General features: G+C 23.4%; 22 protein-coding genes. All 22 read right to left on the bottom strand.

The genetic code is table 11. From position 1 onward, the window contains the following. Positions 1–24 precede the first annotated feature (24 nt). The 22 genes from rfbA to ACZ5EC_RS02585 all read right to left on the bottom strand — a co-directional run bounded on the left by rfbA (position 25) and on the right by ACZ5EC_RS02585 (position 18,929). The gene (rfbA, locus tag ACZ5EC_RS02690) at positions 25–897 is read right to left on the bottom strand and encodes a glucose-1-phosphate thymidylyltransferase RfbA (RefSeq protein ID WP_464303424.1); all 873 of its coding nucleotides are present in this window, start codon (positions 895–897) and stop codon (positions 25–27) included. Between the two features lie 240 nt (positions 898–1,137). Further along, a complete protein-coding gene (locus tag ACZ5EC_RS02685) occupies positions 1,138–1,701 on the bottom strand; it encodes a D-glycero-alpha-D-manno-heptose-1,7-bisphosphate 7-phosphatase (RefSeq protein WP_464303423.1) in 564 nt (187 codons plus the stop codon). Beyond that, positions 1,637–2,371 (bottom strand): sugar phosphate nucleotidyltransferase, encoded by a 735-nt coding sequence (locus tag ACZ5EC_RS02680; RefSeq protein ID WP_464303422.1) that lies wholly within the window; start codon positions 2,369–2,371, stop codon positions 1,637–1,639. Before ACZ5EC_RS02680 ends, ACZ5EC_RS02685 begins: the two co-directional genes overlap by 65 nt. Further along, positions 2,364–2,957 carry a D-sedoheptulose-7-phosphate isomerase gene (locus ACZ5EC_RS02675; protein WP_464303421.1) on the bottom strand — a complete coding sequence of 198 codons (594 nt, stop codon included), beginning with the start codon at positions 2,955–2,957 and terminating at the stop codon, positions 2,364–2,366. The genes ACZ5EC_RS02680 and ACZ5EC_RS02675 overlap by 8 nt, the downstream gene beginning before the upstream one ends. Continuing rightward, positions 2,945–3,967 carry a GHMP family kinase ATP-binding protein gene (locus ACZ5EC_RS02670; RefSeq protein WP_464303420.1) on the bottom strand — a complete coding sequence of 341 codons (1,023 nt, stop codon included), beginning with the start codon at positions 3,965–3,967 and terminating at the stop codon, positions 2,945–2,947. The genes ACZ5EC_RS02675 and ACZ5EC_RS02670 overlap by 13 nt, the downstream gene beginning before the upstream one ends. A 20-nt stretch (positions 3,968–3,987) precedes the next feature. Next, positions 3,988–4,719: a WecB/TagA/CpsF family glycosyltransferase gene (locus ACZ5EC_RS02665; protein ID WP_464303419.1), complete on the bottom strand. Its 732-nt coding sequence runs from the start codon at positions 4,717–4,719 to the stop codon at positions 3,988–3,990. Further along, positions 4,694–5,752, bottom strand: coding sequence for a glycosyltransferase family 2 protein (locus ACZ5EC_RS02660; protein WP_464303418.1), 1,059 nt, complete (start codon positions 5,750–5,752; stop codon positions 4,694–4,696). Before ACZ5EC_RS02660 ends, ACZ5EC_RS02665 begins: the two co-directional genes overlap by 26 nt. Next, positions 5,739–7,016, bottom strand: coding sequence for an O-antigen polymerase (locus tag ACZ5EC_RS02655; RefSeq protein WP_464303417.1), 1,278 nt, complete (start codon positions 7,014–7,016; stop codon positions 5,739–5,741). The genes ACZ5EC_RS02660 and ACZ5EC_RS02655 overlap by 14 nt, the downstream gene beginning before the upstream one ends. A 233-nt stretch (positions 7,017–7,249) precedes the next feature. Continuing rightward, entirely contained in the window at positions 7,250–7,414 is a 165-nt protein-coding gene (locus ACZ5EC_RS02650; RefSeq protein WP_464303416.1) for a hypothetical protein, read from the bottom strand. A 233-nt stretch (positions 7,415–7,647) separates the two neighbouring features. Continuing rightward, the gene (locus tag ACZ5EC_RS02645; RefSeq protein WP_464303415.1) at positions 7,648–7,851 is read right to left on the bottom strand and encodes a hypothetical protein; all 204 of its coding nucleotides are present in this window, start codon (positions 7,849–7,851) and stop codon (positions 7,648–7,650) included. A 195-nt stretch (positions 7,852–8,046) separates the two neighbouring features. Then, entirely contained in the window at positions 8,047–9,273 is a 1,227-nt protein-coding gene (locus ACZ5EC_RS02640) for a CDP-glycerol glycerophosphotransferase family protein (protein WP_464303414.1), read from the bottom strand. A 236-nt stretch (positions 9,274–9,509) separates the two neighbouring features. After that, complete coding sequence (locus ACZ5EC_RS02635) at positions 9,510–10,874, bottom strand: Gfo/Idh/MocA family oxidoreductase (RefSeq protein WP_464303413.1); 1,365 nt, start codon at positions 10,872–10,874, stop codon at positions 9,510–9,512. Next, a complete protein-coding gene (gene rfbX, locus ACZ5EC_RS02630) occupies positions 10,867–12,126 on the bottom strand; it encodes an oligosaccharide flippase family protein (protein WP_464303412.1) in 1,260 nt (419 codons plus the stop codon). Before rfbX ends, ACZ5EC_RS02635 begins: the two co-directional genes overlap by 8 nt. Next, the gene (locus tag ACZ5EC_RS02625) at positions 12,126–13,433 is read right to left on the bottom strand and encodes a nucleotide sugar dehydrogenase (protein ID WP_464303411.1); all 1,308 of its coding nucleotides are present in this window, start codon (positions 13,431–13,433) and stop codon (positions 12,126–12,128) included. The genes rfbX and ACZ5EC_RS02625 overlap by 1 nt, the downstream gene beginning before the upstream one ends. A 161-nt stretch (positions 13,434–13,594) precedes the next feature. Then, the gene (locus ACZ5EC_RS02620) at positions 13,595–14,269 is read right to left on the bottom strand and encodes a hypothetical protein (protein WP_464303410.1); all 675 of its coding nucleotides are present in this window, start codon (positions 14,267–14,269) and stop codon (positions 13,595–13,597) included. Positions 14,270–14,399: 130 nt separating this feature from the next. Further along, positions 14,400–15,560, bottom strand: a complete 1,161-nt coding sequence (locus ACZ5EC_RS02615) for a DegT/DnrJ/EryC1/StrS family aminotransferase (RefSeq protein WP_464303409.1) — start codon at positions 15,558–15,560, stop codon at positions 14,400–14,402. A 147-nt stretch (positions 15,561–15,707) separates the two neighbouring features. Further along, complete coding sequence (locus ACZ5EC_RS02610; protein ID WP_464303408.1) at positions 15,708–16,430, bottom strand: hypothetical protein; 723 nt, start codon at positions 16,428–16,430, stop codon at positions 15,708–15,710. Between the two features lie 77 nt (positions 16,431–16,507). After that, complete coding sequence (locus ACZ5EC_RS02605; RefSeq protein ID WP_464303407.1) at positions 16,508–17,170, bottom strand: acyltransferase; 663 nt, start codon at positions 17,168–17,170, stop codon at positions 16,508–16,510. Positions 17,171–17,372: 202 nt separating this feature from the next. After that, positions 17,373–17,759, bottom strand: a complete 387-nt coding sequence (locus ACZ5EC_RS02600) for an HI0074 family nucleotidyltransferase substrate-binding subunit (RefSeq protein ID WP_464303406.1) — start codon at positions 17,757–17,759, stop codon at positions 17,373–17,375. Further along, positions 17,740–18,063 carry a nucleotidyltransferase domain-containing protein gene (locus ACZ5EC_RS02595; protein ID WP_464303405.1) on the bottom strand — a complete coding sequence of 108 codons (324 nt, stop codon included), beginning with the start codon at positions 18,061–18,063 and terminating at the stop codon, positions 17,740–17,742. The genes ACZ5EC_RS02600 and ACZ5EC_RS02595 overlap by 20 nt, the downstream gene beginning before the upstream one ends. Positions 18,064–18,230: 167 nt before the next feature. Next, a complete protein-coding gene (locus ACZ5EC_RS02590) occupies positions 18,231–18,482 on the bottom strand; it encodes a hypothetical protein (protein WP_464303404.1) in 252 nt (83 codons plus the stop codon). Positions 18,483–18,674: 192 nt separating this feature from the next. After that, positions 18,675–18,929 (bottom strand): hypothetical protein, encoded by a 255-nt coding sequence (locus ACZ5EC_RS02585; RefSeq protein WP_464303403.1) that lies wholly within the window; start codon positions 18,927–18,929, stop codon positions 18,675–18,677. Between the last annotated feature and the right edge of the window lie 64 nt (positions 18,930–18,993).

The raw sequence follows: 18,993 nt of genomic DNA, 5'->3' as shown, positions 1-18,993 counted from the left end.
TTTACTCCATTAATTATATTTTTATTACTTGATTAAATTTTTTAAATATTTTCCATACCCACTTTTAACCAAAGGTTCAGCAATTTTTAACAATTGTTTTTCATTAATCCAACCGTTTTTGTAAGCAATTTCTTCAATACACCCAATTTTTAACCCCTGTCTTTCTTCAATAACCTTAATAAAATTACTTGCTTCTATCATAGAATAATGAGTTCCTGTATCAAGCCATGCATACCCTCTATTCATTAATTTAACATTTAATTTTTTTCTATTTAAATATTCTTGATTAATTGAAGTAATTTCAAGCTCACCTCTCCATGAAGGTTTAATATTTTTTGCTATTTCAATTACATCATTATCATAAAAATATAACCCAACTACAGCATAATTAGATTTAGGTAGTTTAGGTTTTTCTTCTATACTTAATACATTACCGTTTTTATCAAACTCAACAACACCATATCTTTCTGGGTCATTAACATAATAACCAAAAACTATACCACCACCTCCATTTTCTACCTGCTTAACACTATTTTGTAACATATTGGATAAACCATGTCCATAAAAAATATTATCACCTAATATTAAACATACATTATCATCACCAATAAATTGTTCTCCTATTATGAATGCCTGCGCAAGACCTTCAGGCTTAGGTTGTACAGCATAGCTTAATTTTATACCTATTTCTTCTCCATTTCTTAATAATTGTTGAAATTTTGGTGTATCTTCAGGAGTAGATATTATTAAAATATCTTTAATACCTGCAATCATTAAAGTGGATAAAGGATAGTATATCATAGGTTTATCATATATAGGTAATAATTGTTTACTAATAACTTTAGTTACAGGATACAACCTTGTACCTGAACCACCAGCTAAAATGATACCTTTCATAGCAATTAATCTCCTCTTTTTTTTTTTTTTATTCCACCAATTTATAATATTGAGTTCTTTTGTAAATTCTAAATTCAATTATAATTGATTTTAGTTAAATTTAATATTTTTTAAAAAACAAAACTACTAAAATACATACACAAATTAATTAAAAAAAATTACAAAATTAATTTTAGTGATTTTATTTATATTATTAATTATTTGCTTTATTTTTTTATATTTAATTTTTAATCAAATATTTTATTTATTATAAGTAAATACATATTCAGCAAAATTTTTTAAATTTCTGAATGAGATTTGCTCTGAATAGATTTTATTTCCTACATAAATACCAATAGCACCAATATTTTTAGCAAATTCCATATCAATTAAACTATCACCTATAACTATTGATTTCTTAAAATTTATTTCTGGAAATAATTTTTTTGCATTTAAAGCCATTCCTATATTTGGTTTTCTGCAATTACATTTTTGTTTTTCATAATCATGTGGACAATAAAAAATAGCATCAATTCTACCACCATTAGAAGTTATTTCTTTTAACATATAATCATGAATCTTATTCAAATCCTTCTCACTCATCAATCCTTTACCTATACCCCTTTGATTTGTAACTATTATGATTTTATTAAAAATCTTTGCAAGTAAAGATAAACCTTCCAATACACCATTTAGAAACTTAAACATTTCTATATTTAAAACATAACCATTTTCTATTTTTTTATTTATTACTCCATCCCTATCTAAAAAAAGAGTCCATGTTTTGTCTATATCTTGAAGGAAGTTCAATTTTTGCCTTTTCATAATCGTCTGGTACTCCTATATCTATGAAATATCTATTAAAAATTATTCCATAAAAATTATATGCTTTATAATATTTTTGAAGTAAATCCATCTCAAAAGAAAATTTTTCTGGAAAATTTAAATTTTTAAATATTGATTTAGACACTAAATAAATACCACCATTAATAAAACCTTCTTTTTGTTTTCCTTTTTCAAGAAAATTTATAATTTTTCCATTTTCATTAATTTTTATAATTCCATACCTTAATGCGTTTTCAATAAATTTTAATGCTACTGTAATATCAGCCTTTTTTAATTTATGAAATTCAATAATTTTTCTAATCTCAATATCAAAGAAAGTATCTCCATTAAATACAAAAAATTCTTGTTCTTTAATTAATTTACTTGCTTTAACTATAGCACCACCAGTACCTAAAAGATTACTTTCTTCTTCAACAGAATAAACAATTTCAAGATTAGCAAAACTATTTCCAAAATAATTCTCTATAAATTGATGCTTGTATCCCACAGCAAGAACAACTCTTTTAAGTCCATTATTTGAAAGTAAATTTAATAAATAAGCTAAAAATGGTTTATCCCCAATTAAAGCCATTGGTTTAGGATAATTACCTATCTTAATTCTTAATCTTGTACCCAATCCACCAACTAAAATTATAGCTTCATTAATCATAATTTTTAAAAATCTCCTTTTCTACAATTTCACAAATTATATGTCCTATAGTAATATGAATTTCTTGAATTCTTGGAGTATCAGTTGATGGAACGTTTAATAGATAGTCGGATAATTCTTTTATATTCCCTCCTGATTCTCCAGTCATACCAATAGTTATTAATCCTATTTTTTTTGCTTCTTCAAAAGCTTTTATAATATTTTTAGAGTTACCACTGGTTGATATCCCTACTAATATATCCCCTTTTCTACCTTTAGCCTTTATTAATCTTGCAAAGACTTCATCATAGGAATAATCATTAGCTACTGCAGTAATATATGATGTATTAACATGTAAAGCTTCTGCAAAAAGAGGATCTCTTTCTAAGTAAAATTTCCCTGACAATTCTGCTGCTATATGCTGTGCATCTGCTGCTGACCCACCATTACCACAAATTAAAACTTTTTTATCATTTTTATAAGCAGAAATAATCAAATTGGATATTTTTATTATTCTTTTAATTAAATCATCATTTTTTATAATTGTTTTTTTAATATCAATTGTCTCTTTAAACTTTTTTAATATTAATTCTTTTAATTTATCCATGTCTCGACTCCATATTTAGTAAATTGATATCTTCTAAACTCACCACCAAACTTTTGTAAGGCATCTATAACTTTATATCTTGTATTTTTTGGACAATATAATATCATAAATCCCCCTCCTCCTGCACCTGAAATTTTACCTCCTAAAGCTCCTGATTTTTTAGCTGTTTCATATATCTCTTCAATAACAGGATTGGTGATACCTTCAGCCATTTTTTTCTTGTATTTCCACCCATAATCAAGGATTTCACCAATTTCATCTAAATTCCCCTTTAATAAAGCTTCTTTCATTAAAATAGCTTGTTCCTTTAATTTGTGCATAGCTTCTACAGATTTTTCTTTTTTGGTTTCAACATTTTTTATTTGAATATCTATAATCTTTGATGAAAGTCTACTTGTACCAGTATAATAAAGCAATAGATTAAATTGAAGTTCATTTATTACTTCTCTTTTTATTCTTAAAGGATTTACAATAACTCTATCATTATCATAAAATTCCATAAAATTAAATCCACCAAAAGCTGCAGCATATTGATCTTGTTTACCACCAGACATTTTTAAATCTATTCTTTCTATTTCATAAGCTATATGTGCAATATCATAATCACCTAATGGTATTTTTAACCATTCAGTAAATGCTGATAAAATGGATACCACTAAAGTAGAAGAACTACCAAGTCCTGATCCAGCAGGAGCATCTACATATGTAGAAATTTTAAAACTTAATTTATTTCCAATAAAATCTTTTATTATTTTATTATAAACACTTTTAATTAAATCAAGATTTCCATCTATTTCTAAAATTTTACTTGATTCATATTCAATTTTTTGTTTTCTATCTAAAGATTCTATAATAATTTTACCATCTTCTGTTGGCTCAATTGTGGTATAAGCAAACAAACTAATAGTAGCATTAAGAATAGCTCCTCCATAAATATCCGAATAAGGGCTAACATCTGTTCCTCCTCCTGCTAGGCCTAATCTTAAAGGAGCACGTGAACGAATAATCATTATTTTACCTCCCTACTTTTTTATTTTAAAAAAACATATTTAAAGAATTCGAAATTTCTAAGAAATCTTTTAAATCGTTTTGGATTCTGATATAATCTCCATACACTTTCTAATCCTATCTGTTGAATAAATTTAGGAGCTCTTCTTTCTATACCTGATACTAGTTCAAAAGTTCCTCCAACACCTATTGCTAATCTAATTCCTAGTTTTTCTAATGAAATTCGATTATCTTCTATCCAGTACTCCTGTTTAGGAGCACCGAAGGCTACAAATAAAATATCAGGATAAAAATCTTTTAATATTTCTAAAATTTTTTCATTATGTTGTTTTGGAAAAGGATAAGGATAATAAGAAGGAGAATAACCATTTATAATAAGTTCTGGAAAAAGATTTTTTAACTTTTGTTGAGATAATTTATTAGAAATTTCTAATCCTCCCAAAAGAAAAACTTTTAACTTCAATTCAGAAGCTTTTTTACATATATCGAATATTAGGTCTGATCCTGATATTTTCTCAAATTTTAAACATTTATATTTAAACTTTAAGAAAAAATAAGGTATCTGCCCATCTATAGTTGATATATTTTTATTCAAAATTTTTTTAAATCTTTTGTTCTTATTAGCTAACACTATTAATTCAGTATTTACAGGATAAATAATATTAAGTGTATCTTTATTTTTTAATAGTTCAAAAATAAAATCTTTTCTTAAACCTTTAAAAACAATATTATATGCATTTATGTTTGATTCCATCTATTATGCCTCCAATTGTTGCTTTTATATTTCTAATATTTTTAGTAATTCTTAAAGTATTTATTACAATAAAAGGTATAGCTATTAAACTATAAAGTATACTATAATGCTTCTTTAGATAAATCATATTACTTTTATTAATAAGATAGTAATAAAGCCATTTTTTATCCTTGGTACTTGAACTTTCCTTATGATAAACATAGCTATTAAATGCAATAGCTAACTTCCATCCTTTCTTTTTTCCACGAGTTATTAAATCAAGTTCTTCATCATATAAAAAATAGTTTTCATCAAATATCCCTATATCTTCTAAGACTCTTTTTTTAATTAATAAAGAAGCCCCCATTATATAATCTAAATGCCTATTAACTATTTCAGAATTAAGTTTATTAAGAATCGATATATGCTTATTCTTCATATAAAGTTTTCCCACACCTAAAATTGGGTAAAATTTTCCACCTCCAATAGTCTGTATAAAATCAGGATTCTTATAATATCTAATAATTGATCCAACAAATCCTATTTTATCATCCTTTTCTGCTTCTTTAATCATATTAAAAAGTGCATTTCTTTCTATAACTGTGTCATTGTTTAATAACCACACATATTTAAAATCATTACGACTTAATACAAATTTAAATGCAGTATTATTTCCTTTAGCAAATCCATAATTTCTGTTATTTTTAATAATTATAACAGGATAATTGATTCCCTTAGGTAATTTTAGAAACTTTTCTTTTTTTATATCTCCTCCCTTGATAGTTTCTTCCTCTGAATAAACCACATAAGGAATTTTTTCTTTTAAAAAAGGATAAACTAAATTCTTAAGTGTGTTATCATCTGAAATTTTTGGTAACAACTCACAATTTAAATATTTTTTTATATTTTCAACAGAGTTATCTTGAGAATCATTATCAATAATAATAATCTGAAAATTTTTATAATCAGATTTAAATACAGACTCTAGACATTCAATTGTATCATGCCAAGAATTCCAGTTAAGTATTAAAATGTAAATTTTATTTAATTGCATTATAATATTCCTTTAATAGCGCTGGTAAATAAATAAAAGCAATAACTGATGTCATAGTAATTGATTGTAATATTTGAATATTTATTAATGATATTATTAATACAGCAATAGAAAATGATATTAAATGATAAGCTTTAATTTTATTTAGTTGATATATAAGAAAAATATTAATTACTATATAAATAAATAAAGAAATTATACCTCCTTGTAAAAGTATAGTTAATAAAAAAGATTCGGAGTTATAAGCGAATGATGGAATTGTATTCAATGCTCCAAAATCAGCCTTCCCTATACCTATACCCAAAGGATGATTAAAACAAATTTTTAGTGTTTTCAACATTAATAATTTATGTAAATTTGCTGACCCTGATGGATCAGAAATTTTTATTATTGATATTAACAATGTAAAATAATTTTTATTTAAATAACTAAATATTATTAATATAACTACTAAAACAAATAAAATATATATTAAATAAGAAATGAATTTAATTTTCTTTAACAAAATAAAATAAAATACTAAAGACAATATTAATAATAATATAGAAAATCTAGCTCCTGCTAAAATAGTTGCTAAAATACCTAAAAAAAACAAAATTAAATAAATTTTTTTTCGCAAATTTATCCAATAATACATACTCCAAAAAGTAAAAAAAGATGAAAAAAAAGCATTAATATAAGAATTTAACACAATTGAAACAGGTCGTATAATAAAAAAATAATTAATATTTTTATATCCAGCCTTAGACATTAAAAAATGATGCAATTGAGGAAAAAATATTTCAATAATACTAAAAATTACATTTAATAAACTAAAATAAAAAATTGTTTTCTCTATATAATAATATTGTTTAACATTTCTTAAGAAAAAGTAATACATTAATAAAAATATAAATAATACATTGTTATAAAATAATCCATAGAAAAATTGTTTTAAATTTATATATTCTGGAATAATTGGATCTGAATATATTCCAGTTTTAATCTGTGGTAAATCTATATTTAACAAGGAAATAGAAACAAGTATGCAGTTATAAAATAATATTAGAATAAACAATTGTTTTACTCTACTATTTATATTTAATTTTAAATTTAATGAATATATTACCATCAAAAATAATGAAACTAAAATCAAAGGAATACTAAACAACTTAAAGAAAAAGGGAGAAAACAAAATAAATAAAAATGTTAATTTTTTAATAAAAAGTATATAGTTATTTCTATGCTTAACCATATTTAACCTCGTTAAAAATTTTTTTTCCACATAACAATTTCTCCTTATTTCATTATTGATTTCAATATTTCTTTTAAAATATTCTACAAAATAAAATTACAATTAGTTTTATACAATCAAAATATTTTTATGTATTTTTCAAATATAGTTGAATATTTATACTATTTCTTTTAGTCTTTTTTACATAACAAATAATCTAAATATTATTATCTCTCTAAATTAATATTACTATTTATTTATTTTTTTTATTTATTCTTCTTATATCAAATTATATCGATAAAAATTTTTAAATTAGTTATAATTCTAGAATTATAACTAATTTTACCTCCCAATGAAAAATTGAAATTAATCACAAATTTCTTTTCTTTTAGCAATTTATCAATCTCATATTTTAATTGAACAAACCCTTTTGATATTCTTTTTTCCAATATAATCTCATAATATTTTAATATTAAAAATAATAGTTTTTATTCTGGTTCTATTATTGGAAAACTATTCTTTTCCTTACTTCTTCATTTAACCTCTCTATCTAATTTGTTGTATGGATCAGCTTCTTTATTGCTTTCACCAAAATTTATAAAATGTTGACATATAATTTAATATTTCTTCTAAATTTTTAACTAACTTTTTATACTTACAACTCTACCTCTTTTTAAATTATTCAAAATAAAAAAGTGCTTCTTATTTCAGCTTCTGTTTCATTTTTTATTAAACTTTCATATCCATATTTTAATATAGATAACATTAATTCTTTTACTTTGCTAGGATTTTTAATAAATTCTTCTAAAACCACTTGACTTTCTAAAAATTTAGCTAAGTTTTTTATGTTTTTTTCTCCTGATGATTTGTTTTTTTGTATATACATAGTTTTTCATCGGAAGGCAATATTTTTTATTTATTTAAGCAACTTATTCTTTCTTTTACACACTTTTATTTATATCATGTCTTATCATCTATACATCAATATATTTTACATATTTTTAATATTTCATTTTTTATCAAAAAAATGAAATATATATTAAATAGTATCCATTTACCATTACTATTAAAAACATAAATATTAGGATAGTATTTTGATAATCTCATTAAATACCCTCTTGCTATTATTTCCATCATGGTATTTTTGAAACATATTTCTTATATATTCACGTTCTTTTTTGTATTTATCAGGGTTTTCTATAGCTTCTTTTAGATATATTAAAGCTTCATTCCAGTTTTTTGCTTTTGACCCTGGAGTTACTTTATCATAATCATAGTAAAATTCTCTATCTTCTTTTAAATAATTTTCATAATCAAAAGGAGTAAAAATAATAGGCCTATCCAAAAGTAAATAATCGAAGTAAATACTAGAATAATCTGTTAGGAGTACATCTACAAACTTTAATATACTATAAATATCCTGTTCAATTAATTCAGAATTTATCACTTTTATATTTGTAAATTTATTGTCTTTTAAGTATAACCTTTCATTCGTATGATAATAGTGAAGTTTGATTAATAATATACAATTGAATTTCTGTAGCATTCTATTTATAGATTCTATTTTAGAAAATAATAATTCAGTTATATTCATTTTTCCTTCTTTTCTATGTGTAGGCATATATATAGCTAATTTCTTTCCTTGCTGTTTTAGAAATAATAGTTCTTTAACAAATTCTAGATTATTTTCATGATTTTGATAGAAAGAGTCATTACGAGGATACCCAGTTACCTTAACCTGTCTTAAAGGGACTTTAAAAGCTGAACTTATTGTCTTTTGAACTTCTTCAGATGTAGCAATTAACAAAGCATCCAAATAGTATAAATTCTTTTTTAAAAAAGGAAAAATCAAAAATAATATTTTTTTTAAAATCGTTGGATTTTTAAAAGTAATTTTATCATCAAACATTATTTTCTTCAGAGGAATTCCATGCCAAAGCTGTATAATTTGCATATTACCTGTTAAAAACATATTTATATCTTTCATTCCATTTGAAACAATTCCTACCTTAGCTTTTAGTGAATAATACATTCCTTTTAAACTATATGTTTTGTATACTTTATAGCCCTTCTTTTTTATAAGTTCATAAGTATCCTGAGTACAAGTCATCCAAATAGCTTTTATTTCTGGATGATATTTATTCACATATTCAAATAAATATTTACTATTATCAGTATATCTTTTTCCAAACCATGCTCCAAAAATCCAAACATTTTTATTTTTTGGAATAATATAAGAAACCCAATAAAATGGAAGCATTATTGTAAAAATTATAATCTTTTTTAATATTCTAATAAAATCAATCATTTTATATATTTCCCCTTATTATAAAACCCATTAAATTTTAATTATATATTTTTTAATTTTTATTTTATTTATCATAAATTTCATTCTAATTTTCTCTTTATTTTTTCTAATATCTCTAAATTTTTTATTAAATATCTTTCATATTAAAAAAATATCAAAAAATTTTAAATATTTTTAGATTATAATCATATATTCACTTATTCAACTTATTTATTCCCTTTTAAAAATTTTTATTATTAAATTAAGATTAAATTCTCTTTTTTAAGAAATTTTTCTATTACTTTACAAATAGTTATAGATTCTTGTGGTTTTAATTTAAAAGAAATGCTTTTTTTATTATTAATTAACTGGACAAATTCTGCAAGTTCATATCTTAATCCATCTCCATCAAATCTTTCAACAAATTTCCTGATAACTTCAGAATTTTCTCCTCTTACCTCAAAGTATTCTGTTTTCCACCAGGGTGCAGGAACATAAATATATCCTTTTGTTCCAGATATAATTAAATCACCTTCTGATTTTACTCCCAGACCTACTTTAGCTGTAACTATTGCAGAATTATATACAAGGTTAATTTTTGTAAAAATATCAACTCCTTTTTCTTTATCAAAAGCTGAATAGAATGTTATATTAACTGGATTTATCCCTAATATTTTTACAAAGGCTAACAATGGATATGATACCAATTCTGTTACACTACCACCATATAATGTTGGATCTAACTCCCTTATATTACCACTGACAAGTTTTGTAAATGTAGCATCAATATTTTTTATTTTACCGATAATTCCACTTTTTACTATATTTACAAGATTTTGAAATCCTGGTGAATAAGCAGTTTTAATAGCTTCAATAAAAGTAAGTCCTTTTTTATCAGCTAATTCATAAAGTTCTATTGCTTCATTTTCTGATAGAGTTAAAGGCTTTTCACATAAAACATGTTTATCATTAAGAAGTGATAATTTTGAATAATAATAATGGGTATGGTGGGGAGAAGCTATATAAACAGCATCTACTTTATTTAAGAATTCATTAAAATCTGTAGTTGCAAATAAAAGCTCATGTTCTTTAGCAAATTTTTTAGCTTTTCCTTCATTTGGACCAAAAACACCTTCTATATTAACGCCACTAACAAATTTTGATTCTGATACAAATCTTTTTGCGATTCTACCATAACCTACAATACCTAATTTGATTATTCCAAAATGCTTATTTCTTAATTGTGTACTTGATATTCCTTTTGTCCTTTCTAAATATACTACTTTGCAATATTCTTTTAAATAATCAAATTTTCCTTTCCAATCTGAACCTATAGCAAAAATATCTACATTATATTTTTGAATATCAACTATCTTTTGACCTTCATATTCTTCAATAATTATTTTATCTGCAAGACCAGTTTTTTTTACATTTTCTATCCTTTCAATCAAATTTTGATGTACATTAAGTTTTCCTCTATTTCTATCATAATTTTCTGAGGTTATTCCAACAATAAGATAATCTCCTAATTGTTTAGCTCTCTTTAATAAATTCATGTGTCCAATATGAATCATATCGAATGTTCCATAAGTGATAACAACCTTTCTGTTTTTTTTATTCATAAAGAATCCTCCTTGAATAATATAATCTATATAAAAAAACAAAACTTTCAGTTATTACAACAGCAACAGCAACTGAATATATACTTATAAAACCTATAATCATAAAAATAACGAGCATAGAAATATGTAAAACAGAACCATATATAACACTTTTATTAGCATATTTTGGATAACCCATTGCTGCTAAAAAAGGATATCCTGTAATAACAGAAGGAACAACTACACTAGAAGCAATTAAAAATATTCTAAATACAATAATTGATTCATTACTAGACTGATTTGAAAAAAGGAGTTTAAATAAAAAACCAGATGTTATGAATAAAAATATAATAATTAAAATATTAATTAATAAAGTCATTTTAAAAATTTTTTTAATAAATTTTAAGTTTTTAGTTTTGGACATATATGGATATATTACTTGAGTTAATGGAGAATAAATATTTTTTAATGCTAAATATAATTTTTCTGCAATAGAATAATAACCAACCATAATATTATTAGTAAATAATCCTAAAACAAAAGCATTGCTTGAAGTATAAATAGAAACAGATACTCTAGATAAAAAAAATTGAGTACTATCTTTTAAGTAATTTAAAACTACTGAAATTTTTGGTATAACTAATTTTATTCTAAAATTTCTAAAAACAATCCATAAAGATAATATTCCTGCAACTATAAATCCCAAGGAATTTATTAAAGGTACATAGATATAATCTGAAACATTATGAATAAAAATAAAAATAGAAACGGTAAAGATCAGTTTTGCAGTTATATTCAAAAAAGTTATATATTTCATCTTCTCCATACCCTGAAAAAACCAAACAGGGAATAAATTTTGTCCAATAACCATACCAAAAGTCAAAAAGTATATTTCCATATCCTTTTTAAATTTCCCAAAGAAAAAAACTACAATTAACATTATAACAAAAGACAAAATTAAAAGTCCAGCTTTTATAACCATCACAGAGCTAAATATTTCAGAAATTTTTTCTTTATTTTCTCTATTAATAGAAATTTCTCTTGTTGCAGATAAATTAAACCCATAATCAGTAAGAATAATAAAATACTGAATGAATGCCTGAGCAAATGCAATAAGTCCATACTTTTCAGGTCCTAAAACTCTTACAAGATAAGGTAAAGTAATTAAAGGAAGAATATAATTTGCCCCCTGTAAAATAGAAAGAGAAAAAAAATTTTCTAAAAGTCTTTTTTTATCATTACCAAAATTTTTACCTAAACTTTTTAATCCCATTACAAATACCACACTTTATCATTTTTATTTTTAATTAAATGTCTTGTATCAAAAATTGCTTTAGAATTATTAACAATTAAATTTTCATCATATATACTGTGATCTGTTGCAATTAAAACAAGGTCCGCTTTTTTAAGATTTTCCTCATTAAATTCAACTGATTTATATTTAACACCATTATGAGTAAATTCAGGGATAAATGGGTCATTAATCATTATATCAGCATTCTCTCTTTCCAGTATTTCTAGTATTTTTAATACAGGAGATTCTCTTAAATCATCAATATCTTTTTTATATGCAGCACCTAATATAAATATTTTACTTCCATTTAAACATTTTTTAAATTTATTCAATATTTTAGAAGCTTTGTTTACAACATGTTCAGGCATATAATTATTAATTTCACCAGCTAATTCAATTAATCTTGTATGATAATCATACTCTCTTGCTTTCCATGTAAGATAATAAGGGTCAATTGGAATACAATGTCCACCAAGTCCAGGTCCAGGATAAAATGCCATAAATCCATAGGGTTTTGTTTTAGCAGCTTCTATTACTTCCCATATATCAATGTTCATTTTATCACAAAGTATTGCCATTTCATTTACAAGTGCAATATTAATATTTCTAAAAGTATTTTCTAAAATTTTTTCCATTTCAGCAACTTTTGGAGAAGAAACAATAAAAATTTCACCTTCTAAAACTGATTCATATAAAGCTTTTGATACTTCTCTACAATTTTGGGTAACTCCTCCTACAACTTTTGGAGTATTTTTTGTTTTATAAAATTTATTACCAGGATCAACTCTTTCTGGTGAAAATGCTAAAAATAGATCTTCTCCTATTTTAAAACCCTTTTTTTCCAAAATAGGTTTAATAACCTCTTCAGTTGTTCCTGGATAAGTAGTTGATTCTAATACAACAAGAGTTCCTTTTTTAACATATTTTGCAATCTCATTTGTTGAATTCACAACATAAGAAATATCAGGTTGCATATATTTATCAAGTGGTGTAGGTACACAAATAGCAACTGTATCACAATTAGATATTTTAGAATAATCTACAGTTGCTTCAATCTTTTTATTTTTAACAAGATTAGCTAACTCTTCATCAACTACATCACCAATATAGTTTTTACCTTTATTAACCATATCAACTCTTTTTTGTTGAATATCAAATCCAATAACTTTAAATCCAGCTTTTGCTTTTTCAACAGCTAATGGTAAACCAACATATCCAAGGCCTACCACTCCTAATACAGCTTCTTTAGAATTAATTTTTTCTAATAAATTTTCTTTATAACTCATTTTAATTCCTATCAAAAATTTTATATTTTTTTAAATTTACAATTTTCTAATCTTTATAACTTTTTTATTTCCTTGATTTTTTTATTTGTAATTATTTCCCTGTATTTTTAATTTTAATATTCTATTCATTAAAAAATCTTTATTTTCAGATTATTTTATATTTAAATATTTATTAGCTTTACTAAATGAGTTATAGAAATTAATTTTTCATCAATAAATTTATTAAAATTATATCTTTCCTCATCACTAATAAAAGAAACAGATTCACCAATAAAATAAAATATTTTACTTTCATCAAATTCTTTATTTTTATTTTTTAAATAACTAATAATATCATTAAAATTTTTAACATTAACAGTTTTATATTTAAAATTAAACTTATTACAACAATATTCTATAATAAAATCTATATTGGATTGACCAAATAAAATTATACTATCATAACCTTTAGTTTCTAACTTAAAAAATAGGTTACATATAGTATTTTTAAAATTATATGAATTTTTAGCTATCCTTTTAAAATAATTTAATGACCTTTCATATATTTCATTTATCCCTTTACTTGAAAGCATGTAATTTATTTTTTTACCATTTATATGAGAGATTAACACAAAACCTCTTTTTACAACTTTTTTTAAAATATTATTTGTCATACCAAGAGATATTTTTAAAGCTTTTGCTATCTCCCTTTGAGTAAAAGCTTCTTTTTTTTTATTCTTTTCAAGAATAAACTTTAATAATTGATAATCAATTTCGTTAAACTTTAGTTCTTGTATATTACTTTTATAATCTAAATCATTTGATAAAATGTTACTATCTCTATTTTGTTCACTCATTGAACAAAATATGATTTAACAAAATTAATTGTCAAGGAATAATTTTTCAAAAGACTTCAATTAACTATTTTAATTAATAAAACTAAATGTATCTAATATGTTCCGTTATTAATAAACCTTAAATATATCTTCATTTCTTCTCATAAAATTCTTCAATTTTATCACAAACATAATTTATTTCATCATCAGTAAGTTCTGGAAACATAGGCAATGCTATAATTTTTTCAGATATTTTTTCTGCTACAGGAAAATCTCCTTTAGAATATCCAAGATTTTGAAAACATTTTTGTAAATGTAGTGGGACTGGATAATAAATAGCTGTTCCAATACCATTTTCAGATAAAAAATTTTTCAACTTATCTCTATTTTTAGCTAAAATATTATAAACATAATAAACAGTTTTTTGATTCTCAGGCATTTTAAAAAGTTTAATTAAACCTTTATCTTGAAGTTTTTGTAACCGTTTATTATAAAGATTTCCAATTTTATCTCTTTTTGTAATATCATTATCAATATATTTTAATTTAATTCTTAATATTGCAGCTTGAATTGTGTCAAGTCTTGAATTGTACCCCACATATTCATGATGATATTTTTTTGTTGTACCATGTACTCTATAAACTTTAAATAAATTATAAAGTTTTTTATTATTGGTAACAATCATTCCTCCATCACCATATCCACCAAGAGTTTTAGTTGGAAAAAAGGAGAAAATCCCTGCATCACCAATAGTCCCAGAATGCTTCAATTCAAAATCATTGTTGCTATTTTTAAATTTATACTTCATACCAAAACTTTCAGCTCCATCTTCAAGAACTTTCAAATTATATTTTTTAGCTATTTTCATAATCTCATTCATATTTGCCATCTGATTAAAAAGGTGAACTGGTAAAATTCCTGCTAGATTTTCTCTATTTTTCATTTTATCAATTTCCTGCTCAATTTTTTCAGGATCAATCTGTAAAGTTTCTTCATCAATATCAACAAACATAGGAAATCCACCATTTCTAACAATACATGAAGCTGAAGCAAAAAAAGTAAATGGTGTAGTTATTATAAAACTGTCATCTTTAAATCCTAAAACATCAGAAGCAATTGTAAGTGCATCAGTTCCAGATGCAACTCCTATAGCATATTTAGCACCAGTATATTCAGCTATTTCATTTTCTAACTTTTCAACATCATCACCTAAAATAAAATTTCCTTTTTCAAGAATTTTATTAATTGCATTATCAAATTCTTCTTTATGGTTATGATAATTTCTTACAGGTGTAAAAAATGGCACTTTCATTTTGTGTCCTTTCTATTTATCTAGATAAAATTTTTTTATATTACTTTTTACTTATTTATTTTAAAAAATAAATTAAAAAAAATTTAATAAAATTTTAATAAAAAATAAATGAAATATTTTTAATAAAAGAAAACAGATAAATTATAATTATAATATGAATTTAATTAAAGTTACCGATAAAGTTACAGCAATAGTTGTTAATATTCCAATAAACCACATCATAGAGTTAAATCTCTTATCTACTGTTTCAAACCTTTTGTTCATATCTTCTCTTAACTCTTCAAAACGTTTATCAACTATTTCAAATCTCTTATCTATTGCTTCAAACCTTTTGTTCATATCCTCTCGTAATTCTTCAAATCTCTTATCAACTATTTCAAATCTCTTATCTACTGCTTCAAACCTTTTATTCATATTTTGTATTAATTCTTCAAAACGCTTATCAACTGCTTCAAACCTTTTGTCCATATCTTCTCGTAATTCTTCAAATCTCTTATCAACTGCTTCAAACCTTTTGTCCATATCTTCTCGTAATTCTTCAAATCTCTTATCAACTGCTTCAAACCTTTTGTCCATATCTTCTCGTAATTCTTCAAATCTCTTATCAACTGCTTCAAACCTTCTATTCATATCTTCTCTTAACTCTTCAAAACGTTTATCAACTATTTCAAATCTCTTATCTATTGCTTCAAACCTTTTGTTCATACTTTGAATTAATAATTCAATATTTTTATTCTGATTTTTAATCTCTTCTTCAATTCTAATAATTCTTTCAAGAATTGAAAATTTTTCTGAAATAGAATTTATTTTCTCATAAAATTGCTCTTCAGTAAATGTTCTTTTTTTCTTATCTTCAATAACTTTACCCATAACAAATACCCTCTTATATTTTTTAAAAATTATGTTTTACATTACTTAAAATTTTTATAACATTAAATTTTTATTTATCAATTTTCTTTTACAGGTTTCAATTTATTATCAATCTCTATATATTCATTACCACATTCTGGACATTTAAAAAATTTATTTTTTAGATTTTTATTTTCATCATGTATTTCTTTTAAAGTAACTCCACATTTGCAAACCCAACCAATTTGTTTAGCAGGAACTCCAACCATTAAAGCATAATCTTTAACATCTTTATTAACAACAGCTCCAGCACCAATAAAACAGTATTTACCAAGAGTTACTCCACAAACAATAGTCGCATTTGCTCCAATTGCTGCTCCCTTTTTCACAAGTGTTGTTTTATATTGGTCTTTTCTTTCAATAAATGCTCTTGGATTGATAACATTTGTAAAAACCATTGATGGCCCACAAAAAACATCATCTTCTAAAATTACATCATCATAAATGGAAACATTATTCTGAACTTTAACATTATTTCCAATTATTGCTTTTGAACCAACATTAACATTTTGTCCGATAGAGCAATTTTTTCCAATTTGAGCATTTTTCATAATGTGAGTAAAATGCCATATCCTTGTATTTTCTCCAATTTTTACATTTTCATCAATATAAGTAGATTCATGAGCCTGATATCTTTGTTTTGTATCTGCATTTTCAAAAAATAAAATTTCACCTTTTTTTTCTATCAATTTATCTTTCATAAATTAAACCTCCAGATTATATATCTTTTATTTTTTTATCTATTTACTTTTTTATCTATCTTATCTATTTTTTTCTTTTTATCTATTTTTTTTCCATTCTTTTTTTTGGGTTTTCTTTCACTTTATTTTAAAATAATTATTTTATCTGAATTAATTATCTTTGTTTAAATAACTATTTAAATGTATTTTATTAAAACAAAATTTACATTTTTTCAATTTTATTTAATATTTTTTCTATTATTTCTACATAATAGTTCTTAATTCTCATGAATATTTCTTCAGATACTTTCTGGTTATAAATATGAGAACTTCTATTTCTATCTTCTAGCATATCAAGTAAAATTTCATCGTCTTCAATTAATGAATATCTATAACTTTTTTTAATACAATCTCTTGGTGATGTGCAATCAATCTTATTATATTCAAGGACTATTTTTAAAGTTTTCCATAATAATTCTACTGTAAATTCAAATCTCTGTATAACCCCATCTTTATCAAGGTCATCAATAGCTATATCACAGGCTTCTTTTAGTCTTAAAAAAACATCTTTTAATTTATTTATTGCAACTTTAACTTCTATTTTTTTCATATAATATAACTCCTGTAGTTTCAATTAATTTTTTAAAATCCAGATCAGTATTATTAGAAAATATGAGATCAACACTATAGATTCCAGACAAACTATCTACTTTTTCTTTTATATTTCGTATTTTTCTTAAAGAATAATTGTTATTCACTTCTACAAAGATATCAATATCAAAATTATTTTTTTCTTTTATTTCATTTTGAATCATTTTAGCAAGAGAACCAAATAAAATTATTTTGTCAGGATTCAATTCTTCTATCAATAAATTTTTTATAGAATTAATTTTTTCTTCAACTTTTTTTTTCATTTAAAAAATCTTATTAGTTTAATATATTAACATATGTACTCTTTAGAAACACATATTTAATTATATATTTATTTGCTTTATTTTATACACTTTTATTTATATCATATTAATTTTTTTTTATTAAATGTTTTAACAATAAATGCCATACAATTTTATTATTAATTTCCTCAAGTAAAATATCTGTTTCCCAGGGATAGGTATGAGTCTTCTAAAACCATCAAAATCCCTGGAAAAAGTTTATTTCCAATAGTATCCTGAATTTTAGAAAATCGAAATATAAATGAATCAATAATTTCTACTTTATTTTGATCATTAAAAAGATCTTTATTTAATTGCCATAATTTAATTTTATTTTTTGTAATAATCATTCTTTCTATTAACTTATCAAGTTCATCAATAATAACTTTTATATCCTTCATTTTCGTAAAACATCCTTTTCCTTTTCTTTATTTGTTATTTTTATTTGTTATTTTTCTAATTTTTCTAAAATAATATTGGTTTTTACCCTTTCTCTTGTTTAATTATTTTTTTTATAAATTGTTATATAATTCTAACCCCCTTCTCTTTTGCCTCATTAGAAATAAAATCATCACTATTAAATTTTCTGATAATTACATCAATTTTTTGTTCCCCAATTTTTTTTTTAATTCAACCAAAAATTCCAATTTTTTTGATATTACCTCTTCCTTACTGCTGAAATCAGTTTCAATATAAATATCAATATCTCCCCCTTTTAACAAAGGATCAGTTCTTGAACCAAAAATCCATACTCTGCAATTTTCTTTAAATATATTCATAGAAACCTTTTTAATTTGAGAAATTTCAAATTCTGTTAGCCTGATTCTTTTCAATTTTTGGTTTCCCATAATAAAGCTATTATAATTAATAAAGATATTATTTACAAATAATAGTTATTATTTATAAATAATA

The sequence above is a fragment of the Exilispira thermophila genome, assembly GCF_055389015.1.
Note: the sequence above shows the minus strand (reverse complement) of the source record. Positions and strands in the feature narration are given on the sequence as shown.

Coding starts and splice junctions, on each gene's coding strand:
- ACZ5EC_RS02685 (WP_464303423.1), bottom strand. CDS start 1,701: ATGAAAAGGCAAAAATTGAACTTCCTTCAAGATATAGACAAAACATGG.
- ACZ5EC_RS02680 (WP_464303422.1), bottom strand. CDS start 2,371: ATGATTAATGAAGCTATAATTTTAGTTGGTGGATTGGGTACAAGATTA.
- ACZ5EC_RS02635 (WP_464303413.1), bottom strand. CDS start 10,874: ATGAATAAAAAAAACAGAAAGGTTGTTATCACTTATGGAACATTCGAT.
- ACZ5EC_RS02615 (WP_464303409.1), bottom strand. CDS start 15,560: ATGAAAGTGCCATTTTTTACACCTGTAAGAAATTATCATAACCATAAA.
- ACZ5EC_RS02620 (WP_464303410.1), bottom strand. CDS start 14,269: ATGAGTGAACAAAATAGAGATAGTAACATTTTATCAAATGATTTAGAT.
- ACZ5EC_RS02625 (WP_464303411.1), bottom strand. CDS start 13,433: ATGAGTTATAAAGAAAATTTATTAGAAAAAATTAATTCTAAAGAAGCT.
- ACZ5EC_RS02640 (WP_464303414.1), bottom strand. CDS start 9,273: ATGATTGATTTTATTAGAATATTAAAAAAGATTATAATTTTTACAATA.
- ACZ5EC_RS02665 (WP_464303419.1), bottom strand. CDS start 4,719: ATGGAATCAAACATAAATGCATATAATATTGTTTTTAAAGGTTTAAGA.
- ACZ5EC_RS02645 (WP_464303415.1), bottom strand. CDS start 7,851: ATGTATATACAAAAAAACAAATCATCAGGAGAAAAAAACATAAAAAAC.
- rfbX (WP_464303412.1), bottom strand. CDS start 12,126: ATGGGATTAAAAAGTTTAGGTAAAAATTTTGGTAATGATAAAAAAAGA.
- ACZ5EC_RS02585 (WP_464303403.1), bottom strand. CDS start 18,929: ATGGGAAACCAAAAATTGAAAAGAATCAGGCTAACAGAATTTGAAATT.
- rfbA (WP_464303424.1), bottom strand. CDS start 897: ATGAAAGGTATCATTTTAGCTGGTGGTTCAGGTACAAGGTTGTATCCT.
- ACZ5EC_RS02675 (WP_464303421.1), bottom strand. CDS start 2,957: ATGGATAAATTAAAAGAATTAATATTAAAAAAGTTTAAAGAGACAATT.
- ACZ5EC_RS02600 (WP_464303406.1), bottom strand. CDS start 17,759: ATGAAAAAAATAGAAGTTAAAGTTGCAATAAATAAATTAAAAGATGTT.
- ACZ5EC_RS02670 (WP_464303420.1), bottom strand. CDS start 3,967: ATGATTATTCGTTCACGTGCTCCTTTAAGATTAGGCCTAGCAGGAGGA.
- ACZ5EC_RS02610 (WP_464303408.1), bottom strand. CDS start 16,430: ATGGGTAAAGTTATTGAAGATAAGAAAAAAAGAACATTTACTGAAGAG.
- ACZ5EC_RS02660 (WP_464303418.1), bottom strand. CDS start 5,752: ATGCAATTAAATAAAATTTACATTTTAATACTTAACTGGAATTCTTGG.
- ACZ5EC_RS02605 (WP_464303407.1), bottom strand. CDS start 17,170: ATGAAAGATAAATTGATAGAAAAAAAAGGTGAAATTTTATTTTTTGAA.
- ACZ5EC_RS02595 (WP_464303405.1), bottom strand. CDS start 18,063: ATGAAAAAAAAAGTTGAAGAAAAAATTAATTCTATAAAAAATTTATTG.
- ACZ5EC_RS02590 (WP_464303404.1), bottom strand. CDS start 18,482: ATGAAGGATATAAAAGTTATTATTGATGAACTTGATAAGTTAATAGAA.